The following is a 21,601-nucleotide window of genomic DNA, read 5'->3' on the forward strand; positions in this document are numbered from 1 at the left end:
TTTTTCTGTCTAGATTCTTTGGTTTTAGGTTTGACTTTTTGATGGTTGTTTTTGCATGCTTGATTTTATTGCTGGTGGTTGCTTTTTATTTCTTTGCCTTAAGACAAACCATAGAGTCGGCTTGCTACCCCAAAATTCAGGCACTCCTAAGCTAAGTCTAAGTCTACTATACTCAAAAGCTTATAAAATCATCAAAAAGAGTGCTGAAATGAATGTTTTAATCAGATTGTGTTTTATTCTTGTGATTGGGTTTTTTGGCGCGAAAAATTATTTATAAGGAGATATTATGGCATTAGATTTAAGTAAATATACTATGGAAGAACGCTTTATTCCAGTATTTTTATTGTTAGATACGAGTGGTTCAATGAGTCACTCTTTGGGTAATGGCACACGCATTGGAGTGCTTAATCTTTGCATTCAAAAAATGATAGAAACTCTAAAGCAAGAAGCTAAAAAAGAGTTATTTAGCAAAATGGCTATTGTTACTTTTGGCGGAAATGGCGCGGTTTTGCACACGCCCTTTGATGATATAAAAAACATCAATTTTAAGCCTTTAAGCGCGAGTGGTGGCACCCCTTTAGATCAAGCGTTTAAATTGGCTAAGGATCTTATTGAAGATAAAGACACTTTCCCTACTAAATTCTATAAACCTTATAGCATTTTAGTCTCGGATGGTGAGCCAAATAATGATAAGTGGCAAGAGCCTTTGTTTAACTTCCACCATGATGGGAGAAGTGCTAAAAGTGTGTGTTGGACATTTTTATTGGCGATAGAGAAGCCAACCCGCAAGTTAATAAGGATTTTGGCAAAGATGGCGTATTTTACGCAGATGATGTGGAAAAGTTAGTGAAGTTGTTTGAAATCATGACTCAAACCATTAGCAAGGGTTCTGCTTCAATTAAAGATGATCTGGATTCCATGATGAATGATTTAAAATCTTTACGCCATAAAAACGCTTTGTTTATGGATTTGAACGATGAAACTTATCAGTATTTTAAACTCTTTAAAGAGAAAACATGAGGATCATTATAGATAATTCAGGATCTATGAATGAAAACGGGAAAAAAGAAGCCCTTCAATTATGGCTTTTAGCTTTTGAGCAATTGGTTAAAAATAAAAATACAGATATACAAAAGTGGGATTTAAAGGGTTTAAAAGGGGAGTTTGAAGACGCTTTGTTGTTGAGCGATGGGCATTTTACAGAAGAAATTCAAGTTAAATCCAGTGTGGCTTTTGGAGCGGATGCCAATATGATCAAACTTAAAGAAATTTCTTCTAAAGTGTTTGATAGCGCTGAAATTTTTCAAGTATTGCATTTCATGAAGAAAGTGGATGCGATTAAGCAATGAGAGATTTTAAAGCGTTTGGGGCTTCTATTAGGGGAACATACCATGCGTATGCTAGATTGCCTAATCAAGACGCTTTTTTAATCAGAAAAAATCAAAAGGGGTTATTGCTTGTTTTGTGCGATGGTTTAGGGAGTAAAAAAGATTCACAAATTGGGGCTAAAAAATTGTGCGAGAGCGTAGAAAAAGCCTTAAATGCTATTGATATACAAGGTTGCAATTTAGCGTTATTGAATAAAGTTATTTTTAGTATTTGGGAATGTCTGCTCTATCCTTTTGAAGTTCGCAATGCGCTAAGCACTCTGCAACTGGTTTTTATTGGCAAAGAAAAGGCGTTTATAGGTAAAGTGGGTGATGGGTTGTTAGCTGTTTTAGGAAAAGAACATAGATTATTAAGAGAGGATAAGCAAGATTTAGCGCATTTCACAACACCTTTTGATCGCAATACGCTTTTAACCTGGGAAGTCTTAGAGAGTAAAAAAATTGATGCGTTATTTTTATGCACGGATGGATTAGATGAAAGCTTAATAGATGCAAGACGCTTGGATTTTGTTAAGGACATAATCAGTGAATTTAAACATAAAAAAGGCATCAAAAAAGTGCTACGAGCTCTTAAAGAATCATAAATTTTATGATGATACGAGTTTGATCATAGCGTATAGAAAGGATAGTTTATGGAGTTAGAAAAAAATTGTTGATAGTGAGGGGAATATCCATAAGATTGTAGAAGTTTTAGGAAAGGGCGGACAGGGTATAGTGTATCGCTGTTTGGATAAGGATGTGGTTATTAAGGTAGTATTGAGGGATGGAGATTTCATTAAAGACAAAGAATCCCTTAAACAATATGAAAAAAGCGTTCTAAATTTATCTTTTAAGCCGATAGAGAGACATTTCCCTATGTCAATTCCGCTAGTAACTTTGAGAGAAAAACAAGGCTATGTGATGAAAATGGCTGAGGGCTATGAACCACTAAAAACTTTTTTAAAGAAGCCCAGCATTTTAGAAAACGAAGAAAAAGATTGGATTTTTAGGATCAATAATGCCATTCAAGAACTTTGCAAAGATAACCATTATATGGCTTTAAGTTTAAGTTATTACTCACAAACACAAGGATTGAGATCACGATTAAAAATACTCACCCATTTAGCAAAACTTCTATTCAGATTGCAAAGTAAGGGTTTGGTGTATGGGGACTTGAATTTAAACAATGTGTTTTATAAAGATAATTCAGCGTTTTTGATTGATGCGGATAATGTGCGTTATGAGAGCGAAAAAGCCCTGTGTGTTATTTTTACGCCTAACTATGGGGCTTTAGAGATTAGCCAAACCTCTAAAAATAGCGATACAACCAATTACAACACCATGCTTAGCGATACCTTTTCTTTTGCCATCATAGCTTATGAGCTTTTAAATATGGTTCATCCTTTTGACGGGAATAGTGCTGGTGATGCAGAAAATTTTATAGAATTGCCTTGGATTGAAGATAGTGAGGATGACAGCAATAATTCTTGTGGCTTACTGCCTTTTTTCTTAACAAGGGATTTAAAAAATTTATTAGCGCAATGCTTTGAAGAAGGCAAAAAAGATCCTTTGAAACGCCATACTATGCCCTTATTTATAGAGAGCTTAGAAAAAGCTAGCTTGCAAGTGTTAGAATGTGACAATTGTTCAATGACTTATTATGATAGAGAATGGAAGATTTGCCCTTATTGCGATGCTAAAAAACCTATCAGACTTGTAGCAACAAGTTATTACCAAAATAGCGAAGTTTTTTATTTTGTCTCGAATTTTACAGACCCTATTTTTTACCGACAACCTTATTTAAGGGGATTGAAGTGGTTAAAAGCGAATGGGAGTTTGCAGAGATTGCTGATAATATATTGATTTTTCATCATGACATACAACAAGAAAAGATTCTCATCAATGATAAAAGATTGGATCACTATAGGATAGAAATAGATTTAGAAAAAGAATTGACTATTTCATACAATGATCTTTTAATTAAGGTTCAAAAATGCTGAGTTTTATCAAAGAAGATAGCATCATCAAGGCTTATAACCTCAATACCGCAAAACTAGAGCCAAAAGATAGAGAAAAATTGGGATTATTAAAGATTGAAAAAAATAAAATATATTTTCATCTAGATGAAAAGCGTTATTTGAAATTAGAGATCATAGGCAAAGTCAAAGAAAAAGAAATTAAAAACGCTTTTTGCAGTAGCGCCTTTCTTGTAGCTCAAGTTCTAAATTTAAGCCAAAATTTAAGCCAAAACCAAGAAAGACAAGTTTTAGAATTGAAGTGCCATTTTTTCAAACGCCCTATAAAAATTCTTCCTGAAGCGTTAAACATTAATTTCAAAGACGCAATCGCAGAAAAGTTACTAAAAGATATGAGCAAAGACAAAAAACTAGAAGATTTTAAAGAAACTTGTATTTTAAAAATGGCTGGTTTTACTTATTTTGTGTGCGTATTGCCTTATGAAGATGAGGATAAAGAGGATAAAGAGAATAGTGAAGAGATTTTAGAAGAAGATTTCAGGCTGTTAAATACCAAGGGGGGATTAAGCGTTAAGCGCGCTTTGATAAATAATAGGCATTCTTATGAAGCGATAAAATTAAGACCCATTAAACAAGAGCTAGCGCCTGGTTTGTGTTTGTTTTTTCAAGGTTCATTAGAATTTAATGATAAAACCACAAAAATCATGCGAACGAGCCTTTTAGACCAGATCCAGCAAGATGACAAATCTTATTTAAAAATTTGGGAACAATATCTCATCAAAAGTGCTCAAAAAAGTTTTAATGAGGCAAAAGAAGTGGGGGTTTTAGAGATTGAAAGCGTGAGTAAAGCAGGAGGGAATTTAAGAATTCGTTTTAAGCCAGCTTTAGGCAAGAATAAAATGGAAATCTTAATAAAGAAAGCGCAATTAAGAGAGGGGAGTGATTTAGGGGTTTTAGAGGGATTAGACCCACAAAATGAAGAAAGCTTAATCAATCTTATTTCTCAACAAAAGAAACAAATTTCTAAAAACAACAGCCAATCAATAATGATTAAAGACATTAGTGGGGATGATTTTATCATAGATTACGATCCTTCCATAAAAGAGGGCGATGCTTTTCATTTAGATTATATGGGGGATCTAAATACGCTTAAAAAACAATATAGTGCATTAGATAAAACAAAAAAAGGTTTGAGTGCCAATCCTAATTTAGGATTAATTTTAAACATTAAAGAGAATAAAGAGGATAGTGATGGCGATAATAATACTGCAGACACGATGGATGAAGTCTTAAAAGAGATCTTATCAAGTTATCAAACAAGAGCTTTAGGATTAACTAAAAGAGTTAGAAAGAAGATCTTTAAGAATGATCCCACAGAAAATCAAAAAAAAGCCATAAAGATCGCTCTAAATACCCCTGATATTGCTATTATCCAAGGGCCTCCTGGAACGGGCAAAACCACTGTGATCAATGCCATTTGTGAGAGATTGTTTGAAGAATACCCTAAGGATAAAAATATCAAGGGGCAAATTTTACTGTGTGCTCAAGGGCATGATGCGACTAACAATGCGCGTGAGCGCATCAAAGTAGGGGGATTGCCCACTTTTAAATTTGGTGCTAAAAAAAATGCTAAAGAAGAACAATACAAACAAGATGAAAGATTGAATGAGTGATTGAGAGAGTTTGCTGAAATACTCATAGAAAGCGTGAGGAAAAAACTGCAAAGTTTAGGGGATTATGAAAATATAGAAAAAATTTTGGATTTAGAAGAAGCCCTCAGACGCTACCACAGTTCGCCTATCAGCGAATTGGAATTTTTAAAAGAAATAGAAAAAAATGCGATCTTTTTTAATTCTTCTATGCGTGAAAAGCTGAGCCAATTAAAAGCAGAGCAGCAAAAATAAGAAATGCCCGCCAACCTATCTATTATCCATGCTTTACGCGCCACACAAGAGAGGTTTGAAGATGATGGAGTTATGCGTAATTATGATCTTTTAGAAAGCCAGTTTAAAGAAAATCTTACCAAAGAAGATAGAGAGCTTTTGGAATCGCCTAAGCCAAATTTAGAAAAATTACAAGAGCTTAAAATAAGATTGTTAGAAAAGAATGAAGAACCATACGGCTTAAAAGAAGCGATGAGTATTGTGTTGCTTGATGAAATGAATCTAGCCCACATTGAATTGTATTTTGCAGAATTTTTGAGCAAGCTAGAGATTAAACGCAGTAAAGAAACTAATATCAGCATTAAACTAGGCACCGGCTTAACTTGGGAATTGCCCTTAGGCGATAATTTATTGTTTGTGGGCACGATGAATGAAGATGAAAGCACCAAAATGTTAAGCGATAAGGTGCTAGACAGGGCGTTTTGTTTGAACTTTGAGAGACCTAAAATATTGAAAGGCAAGCAACAAAAACCTCTTCCTAGTAATGATGGATATTTAAAAGCTGAAACTTTTAATCGTTGGATAAACAAAAAGGGTGATCAAGAAGCTAAGCTGGAAAGAAAATATAAAAAACTAACCGAAGGGATCAATGAACGCTTGAACGCTTGTGGTAGAAGCATTGGGCATAGAGTGTGGCAGAGCATGAGCGTTTATATGCATAACCACCCTTTAGTTCTCCATGCTTTTGATAAGGACAAGGCTTTGCAATTCGCTTATGAAGAATGCTTAGTTTTAAAGATCTTCCCCAAACTTAGAGGGGTTCAGACACGCAACAACCAACACTTAACAAAGATTCAAGATCTATTGAAAGACTTTAGCGTGTCTTCGGATTTCAAACAAGCTATGGAAAATGATTTCAATCAGTTTGTGTTTAACAGCACTAACTATTTGAATAATGCCGAATATGAAAAATTCTTAAAAAGTAGCTTGTAATGGATCTAGAAGAACTCTATGCGCCTGATCATATAGAGCGTTTGAAAGCGCAGAGTTTTTTAAGATCGATTGCTTTTTTTGATGATTTTAGCGCTTCTTTTGAATACAGAGATCTATTTAGCGTTTTGGAGAATATCGTGCAATTTGATTATGAAAAAAAGCCGTATAAAGATGATTTGTATTTTTTGTGCAAATTTGTGGAGCCAGCCCTAAAGGCTATCTTTAGCAATCTAAATACCAATATCTGCAGAAAACATTTAAAAATTCCTTTAGAAAAGGCTAGGGAATTTGACGCTAAATGCGTATTGTATTTAGCCAAGCGACCAGGTCGTAGTTTGAAAGAAAAGTTGTGCGACAATAAAGTATTGAGCGTCAAGCGTTATGTGAATGCCAATACGCATGAAAACAGGTTTCTCAAGCGTTTCATTAAAGAACTTTTAAGAATAATTCATTGGCGCGAGATAGAATTCCAACAGGTTTTTGAAGAGTTAATTTTCAGCATAACAAGTTTTTTAAAGAGTAAAGTAGCCCAACAAATTGATGAAAAACAAGCCATCATTCCTAATAACTTGTTGCATTTTCATAAGCACTACAAACGCATTTTTAAAGCCCATGATTGGCTTTATGATGGTGTGGGGTCATTGATGAACTTGGATCAAATTTTCTATTTGGAGTGTTTATACCAAGCCCAATTTTATACTTCTATAAACGTTGAACCCACGCTAATTAAAAATGAACAAGATTTATACGCGCTAATTAAAAATAGTTTTCCAATAAAAGGTTTATCGTTTGAAAAGATGCGTTTAAAAGCGAAAGAGTTTTTGGAAAATGAATTAAAACAGCCTATAAATTTAAATCAAAAAATCCCGCAATTGGAATTGTGTAAGGGAGTTTATAAAGAAATGTATATTGATATGTTTAGCCCTGAACCCTTCGCTTTGTTAGTGGGTAATGACAATGAAGAAAAGATTTTAAAGCTCCCCCTTTTAGCCAAAAAGCAGGAGAATAATATTTACATCAACGCTAATGGCGCTAAGGGTGAGATAAATGAAAAAGGTTATTTGGCCAACGCTCTCAAAGACTATGATGAGACTCTCGTAGAAGCTTTTATGAGAGATTTCAAGGAACGCTATAAGATAGAAAAATTATATTATTTATTAGATGATAATATTAAAAATTTTGAATTTGCTAAGATCAAGCATAAAATAAGCTTGTATTTTAAAGACGCAAAATTCTATCCTAAAAGCGTTGCTTTAGGATTTAGTTCTTTGTTTGAAAATAAATTAAAGAAAAATGAGCGTTTGCGTTATAACGGCGTGGATTTGGTCGTTAAAGAAAACCATAAAAGTAAGACCTTTAATGATTGTGGCTTGGTTTTGGAGAGGCAAAAAAGCGATGATTCAAAAAAGACCTTTATTTTACAAGATTCTTTTATCGAAGAAGCTTTAAAAAATTTTAAAAGAGCCTTAGGATTAGAAAAAGAAGGCTTTATTCTGTATAAAGAATGCTTGCCTAAGCTCTCTATGGAAGTGGTTAAAGACGGGCGGTTTGAAAATTTTGAGATCATTAAAGATAAAACCATTTTAGGAGATAAAGAAACCCTAGAGATTGAAATGCCTTTTATTATCCCTAAAGGGCGAGAAAGCCTTGCTTTGCCCTTGATCCTAAATGAAGAAAAAATCTCCTATCAAGGCAAAATCACCTCTAAAGATTTTCCCCTAGAAAATGACGAAGAATACAAACTCACGCTCACTTATGACACTGGTACCGAGTTTAACTACATGTTAGAGTTTAAACCTGTTAATAATGATTTAAAGCCCATTGTTATAGAATGGCAGCGTATTGATAGGGTTGAACTCCCTACGCCCGATCCCATCAAAAAACCAAGTATTGATGAACTAAAAAGTGACTTTAATCCTAATAAGGGCAAAAGTTCTGATTTGTTTGAGTGGGCGCTAGAGCAATTAGAGACATTGAAAGATTTAAATAGTCCACCCAGATTTGTTTTAGAGAGAGGCATAGAATTCTTAGAGAAAAAACTAGAATGCGGTGGAATCTCAAAAATAGGGAAAGATAAAAACAATGAACTTTTTTACACAGTGGAAACAAATGGTAAAGAAGTTTTTTGTCATAGCCGTCAATGCAAAGAGGGCGTGAACAAAGATGAGCTTTCACAAGGTGCGCGAGTGTGTTTGGAAGTGGGGCCAGATAAGAACGACCCTAGTAAATATCGAGGTAAAATTTATGGTTTGGAAAAAAATAAAGAAAAAGTTTTATTAAATACAGCTAAAAATAATTACCAAAGAAAACCTCTAGATGAGAAAATTGAACACAGAATAGAAGCGCTCAAAAGAATCAAGTATCCTTGTTTAAAAATTTTTTCACATTACACGCTTGAAGAGTTAGAAACCCTAAATCCTGAATTTGCTACTCCCTTTAAAGAATATTTGAGGCGGTTAGAAGAGTATTATTTTGACCCACAAATAGACAAAGATTTTAAAAAAGAGATTCTGGATTTCTTTGGCCGTCTGAATGATAGCATTCCCGCAAAATTACAACAAGAATTTATTGATTTACCTTTTGAATCACCTTCTACGGATTTTTTAAGCAGATGTTTAGGCTCTCTTGAAAAAGACTTTCAAAAAACGATTTTTAAGAATCTTACTAACCCAAAGACTTTAAGCATTGTGGCTAGGGCTAGTTGGATTAATGAGAAATTTTTAAAGAACTTGATGGCTCAAACCAGCTTGGAGCAGCAAAAAGCTTGAGGCATTCTATCAGCGTTCATTCTACCGATGAATATTTCATCCAAATAGATGAAGAGGGTATCAGGCGTTATGTTTTTGATAAAAAAACTCAATGAATACCACCAAAACAATCAAGAAGCCTTCAAACAAGCTTTAGAAAATCGTATAGATATTGTAGTGCGCGATAACACCAATTTTGAATCGTGGCAAAGCAAACCATATACAGATATGGCTAGAGAATTTGGCTATAAAATTTTGTTGATTGATTTTAAACCTAGAGAATTAGAATTGCATTGAGAAGCTCAAAGGGTAACCAAAGAACGCCCTGATGCGCATCAAGTTGATAAAGATGTGTTAGAAAGAATGCATAAAGAGCATAGGATTTCTAGTCCTTGCTTGGATAAGACCAAGATTTTAAGAATAGATACCTTAGAAACCCCCATGGATTATGGATGGGATGTTGCGCAATGCGTCAAGAAGCCACGAGGTATTGCAAAGCATTATGACTATGATTTTTATTTGGAGAGGGTTTTGGTTAAGCCACAGGATTATGAGAAACAAAATAGAGAGTTGAGCCTAAAAGCCTTAGAGTTTTTGAAATACAATTTTGATTTTGATGTGATTTTTTATTCTTTTGGGGAGCAATTAATGCCTATTTTTTTAGGAATGCGTCAATTTAGCGCTCAAAAGCATGTTTTTATCACTTCTAGTTCCAAAAACGCTAATACATTAAAGAGATTTTTTGAAGAACGAAAAGAAACTAATGAGAATTTTCAAATCAATACCGATCGTATTCATTCTATAGAAGTGAATGTTTTTGAACCTAAAAATATTTATGAAAACATTTTGGAACATACAAACAAACATGATTTAAAGGATAAGAGATTGTGTTTTAATTTGACCGGTGGGACTAAAATGATGTTTCTAGCAGGGCTAAAGGCATCAGAATATTTTCAAGCGCCTTATTTCTATATTGAAGAAAAAGCCCAACGGCTATTATTTTTTAAAAATCCAAGCGGTATTGAGCCTTTTGCTATTCCGGCTATCCCCATTAAAGATGTGGAAACTTTTTTCTCTTTGCATGTCCCAAATCGTATGATAAAACAAAATGGTATTATAGACGAAAAGAGTTTAGAAAAAATACAAGAGCGTAAAAATTTAAGCAACTTATTGTATGAACATCGCGCAAGAATTATTCCGCTCTATCAAAGGATCAATGAAAACTATGCCAAAGATAAAACGATAAATATTTGCGAAAATAATCTTAAATTGTTTTACAAAAACCATCAAGTTTGCGTGAATATAGATGGAAAGGAAATAAAGCTTAAATATTCAGAAAACGAAGATGATTTTAGAGATTATATTATAGGGGGTTGGTTTGAAGAATATGTTTATTGTGAATTGCTGGAGTTGCTAGACAAACAAGTGATCTGTGATCTACGCTTGAATATGATTTTGGGCGTTGAAAACACAAACGCCACTCAAGGAGATAAGCACCCTATTTATACTGAGCTTGACATAGCTTTTAGCGATGGTAAAAATCTCTATGTTGCAGAATGCAAGAGTGGGGAGTTAAAAAATAAGGGGGTTTTAACCGCTCTATCTGCTAACACTCAAAATTTTGGTGGAGCCAATGCGAAATGCATTTTAGTAGCAAGCGATACTGATATTTTGTCTCAAAATATTCAAGAAAGAATTAAGAATTTGAATATTAAGCTTATTTCTAGAGATTTTAAAAAAAATATTGAGAATTATATTAATAACTCTAGGCGTTGATAAATCAGGGAGAGGGTGTTTAGTTGGTGTTAAACCAATATGCTATTGGATTTTAGAGTTTTAGAGTCTTTTTAAAGGAACGCTTGAGCCAATTCAAAGGAGCAAAAAGAGGGATCGCTTCATTCCTTTTGAAAGAGTGTGGGTTTGAATATAATACAGGAAAAAGACTATCATGCGAGCTATCCAATTAGATCTGATCAAAAACTACCCTTTAATGGTTGTATCAATGAACTACGAACTACATCGGCTCTAAATACAAACTCATTGCCTTTATTCAAGAAAATATCCATGCAGTTGTGGGGCAACCTTTTGGGTGTGATTTTTTACGATCTGTTCGCTGGGACGGGTATCGTGGGGTGTGCGTAAAGTAATCTCTAGGTTCAACACTCAAAAATCCTTCTTCATCAGATAGCGTGCTAAAAGCCAATCCCTTTGACGCTGGCACTGGGTTGAGCGTTTGAGTTGTGGTAATAAGGTTAGTCCTAAACATGCTAACATGTCAAAATTAGCTATATAAGGGTAAGTTATCTTGTCTCTTTTAGCGATTTTGTGATTTGCAAGGAAAGATTTATGGATGAAATTAAAACGCTGTTAGTGGATTTTTTTCCGCAGGCAAAGCATTTTGGGATAATCTTAATCAAGGCTATTGTTGTCTTTTGTATAGGTTTTTATTTTTCGTTTTTCTTACGGAACAAAACCATGAAACTTTTATCCAAAAAGGATGAGATTTTAGCGAATTTTGTTGCGCAGGTTACTTTTATCTTAATCCTTATCATCACTACAATCATCGCGCTCAGCACGCTAGGCGTGCAAACCACTTCTATTATCACTGTTTTAGGAACGGTGGGGATTGCGGTGGCGTTGGCTTTAAAAGATTACCTTTCAAGCATTGCTGGAGGGATAATCCTTATTATTTTACACCCTTTCAAAAAAGGAGACATCATTGAAATCTCTGGCCTAGAGGGCAAAGTAGAAGCGCTTGATTTTTTTAATACCTCTTTACGCTTGCATGATGGGCGTTTGGCGGTTTTGCCCAATAGAAGTGTCGCTAATTCTAATATTATCAATAGCAATAACACTGCATGTCGGCGCATTGAATGGGTTTGTGGGGTAGGGTATGGGAGCGATATTGAACTGGTGCATAAGACGATAAAAGATGTTATTGACGCAATGGAAAAAATTGATAAAAACATGCCCACTTTTATTGGAATCACGGATTTTGGATCCAGCTCATTGAATTTCACCATTAGGGTTTGGGCAAAGATTGAAGATGGGATCTTTAATGTGCGCAGCGAACTCATTGAACGCATCAAAAACGCTCTAGACGCTAACCACATTGAAATCCCTTTCAATAAGCTAGATATTGCTATTAAAAATCAAGATTCTTCTAAGTGATTGGTGTGAGGCGCATTGTAGTAATACTTGAATTTTAAAGGAATAACATGTTTTAAGCGATTTTAAAAACATTTTCATTGGTGCTAATAATTCTAAACGCACCAAGTTAGCTTAATAGCGAAAAAAACCCTATCCATTCTAACTCGTTATCATCTCTCATTGATGCCCGCCTTTAAGGAATACAAGGAAGCTAAAAGCAAATACCTCTCTTCAAAATCTCTGTCAATTCTAACCAACCCCTATCCGTTCAATTAAACGAGTATGATAAGAAAAAGTCAGCGTTAAGAGCCGTTTTAAACACAAGATCAAAAAGAGACAATAACCTGGTGTATTATGATGATTTGACTATGGCTCAAAAGATGAATACCACCGCTTTATTTGTATGAGCCGATTATGCGATCGGATGCTAAACTGCCCAGTAGCGGTTATCTCTGGTTGTAGGGCATATAACGATAAAGCCATTATTGCGGATTATGGATTAAAAGAAGCCACCAAGATTTTAGAACTGAATGCGACAACAGAGGGCGAGAAAAAAGAGGAAGTTGAAGCCCTTTTAAAACCCTTTATGCTCACTAACACTGATAACGAAAAAAGAACCAAGTGGTTGAGAAAAAGCTAGACCTATACAAGAGCTACATAGGATACAAAATTGTTAAAGGTTATACAGAGAAGCAGGTATGCCACAAGCTAACATAGAAACTAGCTTCATTTGTTTTAAACTCAAACCATTCCATAATAAAAATCAGTTCAAAGACATCATAGTGAATTTGGGTAGGGAGTTCAACCAAGACAGCACTATTATCAACAGCCCTAAAGATAGCGTGGGGCTGTATTCACTTTAATATGCACTACCCCTTACCCCTACTTGATGCTTGATGGGGAAAAAACAAGACTTGGAGAACCCTTTGCTGAGTTAAAAGACCCTAAATTTAGGAACTCTATCGCTGATGAAGCCTTACCTAATGGTCAGTCAAACCCTGACTTTTTGATTGCTTTCACGGAGTTTATGCGTAGCGTTGCTAAACACAGCTACAGCGAAACTAAAAAAGATAAAATCAAAAGAGATGATAAATCTAAATCCGCTAGGTTTGGGTTCTCTACCTATGAAAGTATAGCAAGAACTTATAAGGCAACCGAACAAAAAGACATTACCGCTAACAGTGTTCTTGCTAAATTAAAAGCCAATTTGATAGAGAACGGGCAGAGAAAAATAAGAGGAACTAGGGGTGGTTGGGAAAATTGGAGCAAGTGGGTTCCTGGATACTCCTACGACTTGAATGCTTCCTTTACTATGGATAGCGTTCTAGATAACACATACAAACCCAAACCCCTTAAAACTAATCAATTTGATACTAACGCTGGGTATTGTTCCATTAACGAACAAGACCTTTTAAATCAGTTCATCAATGTGAGTACGAAACTATCCCACGACACCTCATTAGCGATAAGACAAACAGAGAACATAGACCTAGTTTATGCTTTGATTAAAGACACCACTTGTATGATTTTATCTTTGAGATTGATAAAGCGGTGAAGCGTTCAGTCATCTAGTCATTGAAGTTTCTCAATCAGCCCTTAAGAATGCAGAACTCAATCAAATTAAAAATGCATTGACTTACCAAATCTATAACGGAGTTTATGAATTTACGCAAGCATGAAAGCCCTTGGTTTTTGCCAAATGGGTTTCTAGCATTTCATTAACTAGGGGGTATTTTGGGATAATTTCCCCCTTTAAGCACTTTAAAATCCCCTAAACGCTTTAAAAGTCAGCACACCAAAATCAAAGCTTCTTAATTTTATTCTAAAAAATAAATGAGAGCAAACCCAACAAACCGCTTTATTATGACCCTATAAATAGGGGAAAAAGCGAGATCTGCAATTAATCTTGCTGGATCCTCATGGTTGTGGGTATGGATAGCTCTTCTTCAGTAGGGATCTTTAAATACTCGCCATTACCCACTTTTCTCGTTTGTTTCACCACAGGCTGAGAGGGCGTAGCGATAGATTCCAAACCCGCTCCACCGCTGTTTCTTTCAGCACCGGTTGCAATGATAGTAACGCGCACATGATCAATGGGGATATTATCGCTCGTGTGTTGACCAAACTTAACATCAACATCTTGATGGGCTTGATCTTGAATAAAATCGCATGCGTTGGAATAAGCCATCATAGGATAATCAGGGTGGTGCTCAAAAAAGACAATAATGCTCTTAGCCCCTTCAATAGAAGCATCATCAAGAAGAGGCGATTGGATCGCATTTTCCACCGCTGCTTTAGCAGCATCTTCGCCAGTGGCTTCACCAATACCCATTAACGCAAAGCCTTTAAAACCAAGAGCACTCTTTAAATCGGCAAAATCAACATTAATATTACCGGGTTTAGTGATGATGGTAGAAATACCGCTCACAGCCCTAACCAAGACATCATCAACTTCCCTATAACACTCCGTGGTGCTAGCGTTTTTTTTCATGGTGAGAAGGATTTTGTCATTAGGGATAACCAAAATAGAATCGCTAGATTGCTCCAATTCTTTCAATCCCTCTTCAGCCCTCTTTCTTTTTTGATTCCCTTCGTATTTGAAAGGCTTGGTAACGATAGCAATCGTGAGCGCTCCCACTTCTTTTGCGATTTTAACGATAGTAGGGGTGGCTCCAGTCCCAGTCCCTCCTCCAAGCCCTGTAGAGACAATGACTAATTTGGCGTCCTTAATCGCTTCTTTAATTTCATTAGCACTTTCTTCAGCGGCTTTCCTACCAATATCAGGAACCCCTCCAGCACCTAAACCTCCAGTGGATTCTTTACCTAAAAGGATCTTAACCGGAGCGGGATTGTTTTTGAGGTGTTGGCCATCAGTGTTCGTTGCAATGGGGGTAACATCTTGATGCACGCCGTATTCAACCAGGTGTTTAATCATGTTAGACCCCCCACCTCCAACACCGATGACGACAATCTTAGCCCCTTTATAAGCTGGATCGCTTACTTCTTCAATGCTCGCTTGACCAATATTATAATTTTCCATCTCTGATTGATGAACCATAGCCACATTCCCCTTGAGATACGATCTTTGCAAATCTTAAACTTTGATAAATAGCTGAAGGATTATACCATGTTTTCTGGCTTTTGATAACTATCAAGGCGTTTTTATCGCATAAAGAAATTGCTGTATCTTAAAAGATTTTAGAAATCTTATCAAGGAAACTTTTAAAAAAACCTTTTTGTTCGGTGGGTTTTATAGGCAAGAAGTCATCGTTTTTAGCGGTGTTTAAAGGAGCGTTAGGGGTTTTTAAATCGCTCAAATTCCTTTCTGTGGGCGATGAATGGATATGGGGGGTAGGGCTTGATTGGTGGGCTGTTCTTGTGTAATCATCGCTTTCATGGTAGCGGATAACCCCTTTAGAGTCTCTTTCATAATTGGTATGCCCCCCTGCTTTGTATAAAATCAAGCCAACCACGACTGAAAAGCGAGGATCTTTCAAGTCTTCAAACATGCCCATGATATTGTATTTTTCCACAGGGGCCGCCAAACGCACCGGGTAATTAGTGAAATGGGTTCTGGCTAATTCCTTGATCCCTTTCATTAAAGCCATCCCACCGGTTAACACAACGCCCCCGCCCAAATGCTCTTCTAAGCCGCTATCTTGAATGCTCCTGTGGATGATTTTAAAAGTTTCTAAAGCCCTTTCCCTCATGATAGTTTGGATTTCACTAAGCGGCACAATATGGCTTTCATGGCCATCAGAGCCGGTGGTAGGGATTTGGACATTTTGAGAGGGCGTTTCTTCACCGCCTTCAAAAGAAAGATCCCCGTATTTGATCTTAACTTCTTCAGCGTAAGGGAATGGGGTGTTGAGCATGTGCGATAAATCCGTGGTTAAATGGTGAGAGCCTACGGGTAAGTATTTGTTATAGCGTATGGAATTGCCGCTATAAATCGTAAGGTTGCATGTCTCTCCGCCCATATCCACGCAAGCCACGCCCAATTCCCTTTCGTCATTAGACAAGGTGGCAATCGAGGCTGCATAAGAATTGATCACGATGTTTTCAATCTCCACCCCAGATTGGATCATGATTTTTTCTAAATTTTCAATGTTGTTTTTTTCTGTATAGACAATATGGATAAAGACTTCTAATCGAGTCCCGCTCATTCCTAAAGGGTCATTCACTTCTTGTTTGTCTAAAGTGAAGCGATAGGGGAGGGCATGCAAAATATGTTTATCATTATCTAAGCCTGCTTTAGCGCATGCGTTATTGATAGCACGATTGATTTCATCTATAGTAACCACATTGTCTTTAGTGCTAGCCACACCGGTGATATCTCTAATGCTTTCAGTATAAGCCCCAGAAAAAGAAACAATCGCTTTAGTTTTAGGGTAATACGATTCCCTAAAGGATGAAATGGGGTTATTCCTGTCTTCATCAGCGTTCAAACCTGCCATTTTTTTAGCACTATTAATCACTTCTTTAATGGCGTTAGAAGCGTGAGCAAGGCTATTGATACGCCCTCTTTTAATGGCTTTTGAATTGATTTCTTTAGAGTCTTGATGGGCTGTGCCAATGATGCGCAAAATCCCTTCTTTAAATTCAGCCACTATCGCGCAAATCTTTCTAGAGCCTATATCAACCCCTATAACGATTTCTTTATGTTCCATTATTTCCCCTTGCATTTATTGAATGTATTTGACTATCTTATAGCGTTTTTTCAATTCTTCTATCAACGCTTTATCAAAAAAATCCGTTTTAGTGTTATTGACTAAACGCTGCATATACTGGCTTTCTTCTGCACTAAATGAGTGGTTGAAATTTTGCTCTGTGATTTGATAGAGCACCACTTTATTACCAATAGTAATAAACCCCTTTTTTTCTTGGCGGTTAAAAAGGGTGTTGATAAACTTAGCGCTTTCTTCTTGGTTAAGCTCACTAATAGTGCCTCCAAAATTAGGGCTTACATAGCCCACGCTTTTCCCTTTAAAATCCTTAAGCTTTTCTTTGGCTAAGGTTTGCAACGCCATAAGGGTTTTTTCTTGAGTTAGGCGGGTTTTAAGAGTGCTTTTAGCTTCATTAAAATTTTGCAATTCGTCTTTAATTTGAGAGATGAGCTGCACTACAATAAAACCATCTTTAAAAGGCTCTGGTTTTAGGATTTCAAGGGGCTTGAGAGCGGCGAGTTTTTGCGTGATTTCAGCAGTATAGGGGGAGTTGTTTTCTTCAAAATCTTGCGTGGTGTAGTTTTGTGCGTTCGCTTTTTTTAGAGCGACATAACTCCTTAAGGCTTTTTCATTCGCTTTTTGCATGCTTAAATCATGCTTGACTTGCTCTTGAACGCTTTTAAAATCCTGCAATTTCCCCTCTTTGTCCAAATAAGACACCTTGTTTTTATGGTAGTATTCCTCCAATTCTTTCAAATCAGGTTTTTCCAAACTAGCGTCAAAATATAAAGAGCGTGTTTTAAAGCTCGTGGGCTTTTTAAAATCCTTTTTATGGGACTCGTAATATTTTTTCATCTCTTCTTCATTAAGAGAAATTTTAACATCATTAGGGTTTAGGATAAGAATGTCTAATTTGTCTTGCAATTTTGCCCAAAGCGATAGGCTGGATTGCTCCAAAGGGGTAGTGGTTTTGGGAAATAGTGCACTGATTTTTTGAAGGATTAAAAGCCTCTCAACGCTTTCTTCAAAGTGCTTGGGGCGGTAATGGCTTTGTTTTAAGATATTCTTATACAATTCTTCATCAAAAACGCCATCTTTTTGAAAAACGCTCGTTTTTCTGATCTCTTTGGCCACTTCTTGCTTTGTAGCGCCAAGCCCTAAATCTAAAGCGAGATTCCTCAATAGGGCTTGATTGATGAGCGAATCTAGAGCGCTTTTTTCTAAATGCATGGCTTTGATTTGATCTTCAGTGAGTTCTTTAAAATCAGGGATAGACTCAGCATAGGCGTCTTTAAGGCGGCGGTATTCTTGGGCTAATTCTTCTTGAGAAATCTTAATCTGTCCCACTTTGGCAGCGCTATCGCTATCTAAAGAAAAACTGTATTGCCCCCAGCCTATCATTCCGGCGGCAATAAAAGCGATCGTGCTTATCCATATTGTAACCACTAAATACTTTCTATGATTTTGCATCCATTCAATCATAAGAACTCTAATCCCTTTTAAAAAATCAAAAATGTGAAATTCAGGTTTAAACAACCTTATAGTAAAATCAAATAACCTTATTTTAACCAAAGGTTATTAAAATTATCCTTATTATAGAGAGTTTTTAACATGAATTTTCAAGAAAATTTAGCCGCTTTGGATTTGGAGTATCTTTGGCACCCTTGCTCGCAAATGCAAGAGCATCAAAATTTCCCCATTATCCCCATTAAAAAGGCTCAAGGGATTTACCTCTATGATTTTAATGATAACGCTTACATGGATTTAATCAGCTCATGGTGGGTGAATCTTTTTGGGCATAATAACGCCTATATCAGCCAGCAGCTTAAAAATCAAATTGATAATCTAGAGCATGTCCTTCTGGCTTCTTTTAGCCATAAGCCCATCATCACGCTCTCTCAAAGGCTTTGCCAGCTCACTCATATGGACAAATGCTTTTATGCGGATAACGGCTCATCTTGTATTGAAATCGCTTTGAAAATGAGCTATCACGCCCATTTTTTAAAAAACCAAACGCGCCGCAAAAAGCTTTTTTTATCGCTCTCTAATTCCTATCATGGCGAGACTTTGGGAGCGTTAAGCGTGGGCGATGTGAAACTTTATAAAGACACTTACACCCCACTATTACTCAAAAATCTCACCACACCCGTGCCTAAAAACGACCATGAAATAGAAAATAGTTTGAACGCTTTAAAGCGTTTGTTAGATAAGCATCATGAAGAAATTTGCGCCTTCATTGCAGAGCCTCTTTTGCAATGCGCGGGGAATATGCATATTTATAGCGCAAAATATTTAAAACAAGCCGTTTTATTGTGCAAGCAAAAAAACATCCACATTATTTTTGATGAAATCGCTACCGGGTTTGGGCGCACAGGGAGCATGTTTGCTTATGAACAATGCGAGATTGAGCCTGATTTTTTATGCTTGTCTAAGGGGATTAGCGGGGGGTATTTGCCTTTAAGCGTGCTATTAACCCGCAATGAAATCTATAACCAATTTTACGCTCCCTATGAAGACAATAAAGCGTTTTTGCATTCGCACAGCTACACAGGAAACGCCTTGGCATGCGCATGCGCGAACGCTACGCTGGATATTTTTGAAAAAGAAAATGTTATTGAAAAGAACAAGGCTTTAAGCGGGTTTCTTTTTAATACGCTCCAAAACGCATTAAAACCCTTGATAGAGCAACAAGTGGTGTCTGATTTAAGGCATTTGGGCATGGTCTTTGCCTTTGAAGTCTTTATTCAAACCAAAGAGCGTTTGAGTTTGGCGGTTTTTAAAAAAGCTCTAAAAAAAGGCCTGTTATTACGCCCTTTAAACAACACCATTTACCTCATGCCCCCTTATATTATCACGCATGAAGAAATCAAAAAGGCGGTTGCAAGGCTAGTGGAAATTCTTGATGAATTAAAAAAAGGCTGAAAGCGTTTTTAAAAATAAAATAGTAAAAAGCTTGAATTGGATCAAGCGATAGCTTTTTTCTGTCTGTTTGATTTCAAAAGCTTTTAATTTGATATGAAACCTATTCAATAAAACCTATTCAATGATTTTAGGCACAACGAAGTAATGATCCTGGCTGTGTTTGTTTTGGCTTAAAATCTCTTTGGCAATATTAGGTTGGCTTTTAGGCTCGTCTTCTCTTAAAGGGGTACATAGTTCTGTATCTGTTTTTAGCGCGCTAGTTTCTAAAGCGAAAATGTTTTCTACAAAGCCTAAAACCTCGGCTAAATGGTCTTTAACGCTCTCTTTATGCTCATCTTTAATCTCTAGCATGCTCAGTTTTTCTAAGCGTTGCAATAACATGTCATCAATTTGCATTCTCTTCCTTTAGTTTAAAATAGGGGTTCGTCCATCGTTGCTGGGGCTTTAATGCCCATGAGTTTTAACACGCTGCTAGCGATATTGTTTAGCGCTCCGTTTTTAATGGATCTAACTCCATTCCCTAAAACAAAACAATACACGCTCCCTGCGGTGTGGTTGGTTAAGGGGTTTTGATTTTCATCTTTCATGCGTTCGCAATTCCCATGATCGCTGGTTAAAAGCATGGCGTAATCCAATTTTTTAGCCAGTGAAAGGATTTCCCCTAAGCATGCATCCACCGCTTCTACCGCTTTGATGCTCGCTTCAAAATTCCCCGTATGCCCCACCATATCGCCATTAGCAAAATTCACAATGATCAAATCCGTGCCTAATTCCATTTGCTCTAACACCGCAAGGGTTACTTCTTTGGCGCTCATTTCAGGCTTTAAATCATAAGTGGTTACTTTTGGGCTTTGGATAAGCACCCGGTTTTCATTTTTAAAAGGCGCTTCCACTCCGCCATTGATGAAAAAGGTTACATGCGCATATTTTTCAGTTTCAGCGATATGGCTTTGGGTCAGGTTGTGTTGAGAGACCACTTCAGCGAGCGTGTTTTGAACGCTTTCTTTGGGGAATAAAACAGGGTAGGGGAAAGTGTTATCATAAGGCGTCATGGTAGCGATATGGAGTTTTTTAAAAGTTTCGCGCTCAAAGCCACTAAATTCCTTTTGGCCTAAAGCGCTCACGATTTCTCTAGCCCTATCATTCCTGAAATTGATAAAAATAAAACTTTCACCATCTTGCATGCCACAATAATTCTTAAAACAAGCGGGCATGATAAATTCATCGGTGGTATTTTTATCATACTGGCTTTGGATATACTCACTAGGGCTTAAAGGCGTGTTATTAAGCCCCATTAAGCTGTGATACGCAAGCTCAATCCTTTCAAAGCGCTTATCCCTATCCATGGCATAAAAACGACCGCTTATGGTAGCGATTTGAATGTTTTCATTGCAGATATTTTGCATTTGTTTTAAATAAGTTAAAGCGCTTTTAGGAGCGACATCGCGCCCATCGGTGATTAAATGCAGACAGACTTTTTTATGGGATTTTTCACACTCTAAAGCCAAAGCGATAAAATGCTCAATGTGTGAATGCACGCCTCCATCGCTCATTAAACCCATAAGATGCACCACCTTGCTTTTGTGGATCGTGTTTAAAAAAGCAGGGTTGTTTTTTAAGCCATCGTTTTGAAGGCTTAAAGAAATTTTAACTAAATCTTGATACAGCACCCTACCAGCCCCAATACACATATGCCCCACTTCAGAATTTCCCATTTGCCCCTTAGGTAAGCCCACGCTCAAGCCATGCGTATCAATCAGGTTGTAAGGCAAGGTTTTAAACATCAAGTCATAAGTGGGTTTTTTAGCATGAAAGAATGCGTTATGATCGCTATCTTTACGATACCCAATGCCATCAGTGATGATCAAAAGAGTTTTTTGTGCCATTTTTAGGACT

General features: G+C 36.6%; 15 protein-coding genes and 4 pseudogenes. 14 read left to right on the top strand and 5 right to left on the bottom strand.

Translation table 11 applies throughout. From position 1 onward, the window contains the following. Nucleotides 1–286 precede the first annotated feature (286 nt). From FIM44_RS05920 to FIM44_RS05985, 13 genes and pseudogenes are all read left to right on the top strand, one after another. A pseudogene (locus tag FIM44_RS05920) lies at nucleotides 287–903 on the top strand (vWA domain-containing protein); the annotation flags it as partial. Nucleotides 904–1,016: 113 nt separating this feature from the next. Continuing rightward, nucleotides 1,017–1,349: a hypothetical protein gene (locus FIM44_RS08485; protein ID WP_194148133.1), complete on the top strand. Its 333-nt coding sequence runs from the start codon at nucleotides 1,017–1,019 to the stop codon at nucleotides 1,347–1,349. After that, the gene (locus FIM44_RS05930; RefSeq protein ID WP_140579400.1) at nucleotides 1,346–1,972 is read left to right on the top strand and encodes a protein phosphatase 2C domain-containing protein; all 627 of its coding nucleotides are present in this window, start codon (nucleotides 1,346–1,348) and stop codon (nucleotides 1,970–1,972) included. The genes FIM44_RS08485 and FIM44_RS05930 overlap by 4 nt, the downstream gene beginning before the upstream one ends. Before the next feature lie 64 nt (nucleotides 1,973–2,036). Continuing rightward, nucleotides 2,037–3,367, top strand: a pseudogene (locus tag FIM44_RS05935) (protein kinase domain-containing protein). Next, nucleotides 3,361–6,219: pseudogene (locus FIM44_RS05940) on the top strand (AAA domain-containing protein). The pseudogenes FIM44_RS05935 and FIM44_RS05940 overlap by 7 nt, the downstream one beginning before the upstream one ends. Continuing rightward, nucleotides 6,219–8,987 (top strand): DUF2357 domain-containing protein, encoded by a 2,769-nt coding sequence (locus FIM44_RS05945; RefSeq protein ID WP_140579401.1) that lies wholly within the window; start codon nucleotides 6,219–6,221, stop codon nucleotides 8,985–8,987. The pseudogene FIM44_RS05940 and the gene FIM44_RS05945 overlap by 1 nt, the downstream one beginning before the upstream one ends. A gap of 69 nt (nucleotides 8,988–9,056) precedes the next feature. Beyond that, the gene (locus FIM44_RS08685; RefSeq protein WP_238699630.1) at nucleotides 9,057–9,263 is read left to right on the top strand and encodes an AAA family ATPase; all 207 of its coding nucleotides are present in this window, start codon (nucleotides 9,057–9,059) and stop codon (nucleotides 9,261–9,263) included. Nucleotides 9,264–9,329: 66 nt separating this feature from the next. Next, a complete protein-coding gene (locus FIM44_RS05955; RefSeq protein WP_194148707.1) occupies nucleotides 9,330–10,742 on the top strand; it encodes a Card1-like endonuclease domain-containing protein in 1,413 nt (470 codons plus the stop codon). Between the two features lie 242 nt (nucleotides 10,743–10,984). Further along, a pseudogene (locus tag FIM44_RS05960) lies at nucleotides 10,985–11,105 on the top strand (DNA adenine methylase); the annotation flags it as partial. Between the two features lie 207 nt (nucleotides 11,106–11,312). Next, nucleotides 11,313–12,137, top strand: coding sequence for a small-conductance mechanosensitive channel MscS (mscS, locus tag FIM44_RS05965; RefSeq protein WP_140579402.1), 825 nt, complete (start codon nucleotides 11,313–11,315; stop codon nucleotides 12,135–12,137). A gap of 403 nt (nucleotides 12,138–12,540) precedes the next feature. Beyond that, nucleotides 12,541–12,756 (top strand): hypothetical protein, encoded by a 216-nt coding sequence (locus FIM44_RS05975; RefSeq protein WP_194148708.1) that lies wholly within the window; start codon nucleotides 12,541–12,543, stop codon nucleotides 12,754–12,756. Nucleotides 12,757–12,814: 58 nt separating this feature from the next. After that, nucleotides 12,815–12,979 (top strand): hypothetical protein, encoded by a 165-nt coding sequence (locus FIM44_RS05980; RefSeq protein ID WP_238699633.1) that lies wholly within the window; start codon nucleotides 12,815–12,817, stop codon nucleotides 12,977–12,979. A 26-nt stretch (nucleotides 12,980–13,005) separates the two neighbouring features. Then, nucleotides 13,006–13,671 carry a hypothetical protein gene (locus FIM44_RS05985; RefSeq protein WP_232728219.1) on the top strand — a complete coding sequence of 222 codons (666 nt, stop codon included), beginning with the start codon at nucleotides 13,006–13,008 and terminating at the stop codon, nucleotides 13,669–13,671. Nucleotides 13,672–14,016: 345 nt separating this feature from the next. On the opposite strand, the gene ftsZ is transcribed toward FIM44_RS05985, so the two are convergent. The 3 genes from ftsZ to FIM44_RS06000 all read right to left on the bottom strand — a co-directional run bounded on the left by ftsZ (nucleotide 14,017) and on the right by FIM44_RS06000 (nucleotide 18,265). Continuing rightward, complete coding sequence (gene ftsZ, locus FIM44_RS05990) at nucleotides 14,017–15,174, bottom strand: cell division protein FtsZ (RefSeq protein WP_140579404.1); 1,158 nt, start codon at nucleotides 15,172–15,174, stop codon at nucleotides 14,017–14,019. A 130-nt stretch (nucleotides 15,175–15,304) separates the two neighbouring features. Beyond that, on the bottom strand, nucleotides 15,305–16,786 hold the full coding sequence (gene ftsA / locus FIM44_RS05995; protein ID WP_108521538.1) for a cell division protein FtsA: 1,482 nt from the start codon (nucleotides 16,784–16,786) through the stop codon (nucleotides 15,305–15,307). 15 nt (nucleotides 16,787–16,801) lie between these two features. Next, a complete protein-coding gene (locus tag FIM44_RS06000; RefSeq protein WP_140579405.1) occupies nucleotides 16,802–18,265 on the bottom strand; it encodes a peptidylprolyl isomerase in 1,464 nt (487 codons plus the stop codon). 129 nt (nucleotides 18,266–18,394) lie between these two features. Between FIM44_RS06000 and bioA the strand changes: the two genes are divergently transcribed. Beyond that, entirely contained in the window at nucleotides 18,395–19,705 is a 1,311-nt protein-coding gene (bioA, locus tag FIM44_RS06005) for an adenosylmethionine--8-amino-7-oxononanoate transaminase (protein ID WP_140579406.1), read from the top strand. Nucleotides 19,706–19,819: 114 nt separating this feature from the next. Here the strand turns inward: bioA and gatC are convergent, their stop codons facing one another. Both gatC and gpmI read right to left on the bottom strand, forming a co-directional pair. Further along, on the bottom strand, nucleotides 19,820–20,101 hold the full coding sequence (gatC, locus tag FIM44_RS06010) for an Asp-tRNA(Asn)/Glu-tRNA(Gln) amidotransferase subunit GatC (protein WP_140579407.1): 282 nt from the start codon (nucleotides 20,099–20,101) through the stop codon (nucleotides 19,820–19,822). Between the two features lie 14 nt (nucleotides 20,102–20,115). Then, nucleotides 20,116–21,591, bottom strand: a complete 1,476-nt coding sequence (gpmI, locus tag FIM44_RS06015; RefSeq protein ID WP_140579408.1) for a 2,3-bisphosphoglycerate-independent phosphoglycerate mutase — start codon at nucleotides 21,589–21,591, stop codon at nucleotides 20,116–20,118. Between the last annotated feature and the right edge of the window lie 10 nt (nucleotides 21,592–21,601).

Origin of the sequence: Helicobacter pylori (genome assembly GCF_006440215.1) — a bacterium.
GTDB lineage: Bacteria > Campylobacterota > Campylobacteria > Campylobacterales > Helicobacteraceae > Helicobacter > Helicobacter pylori_CS.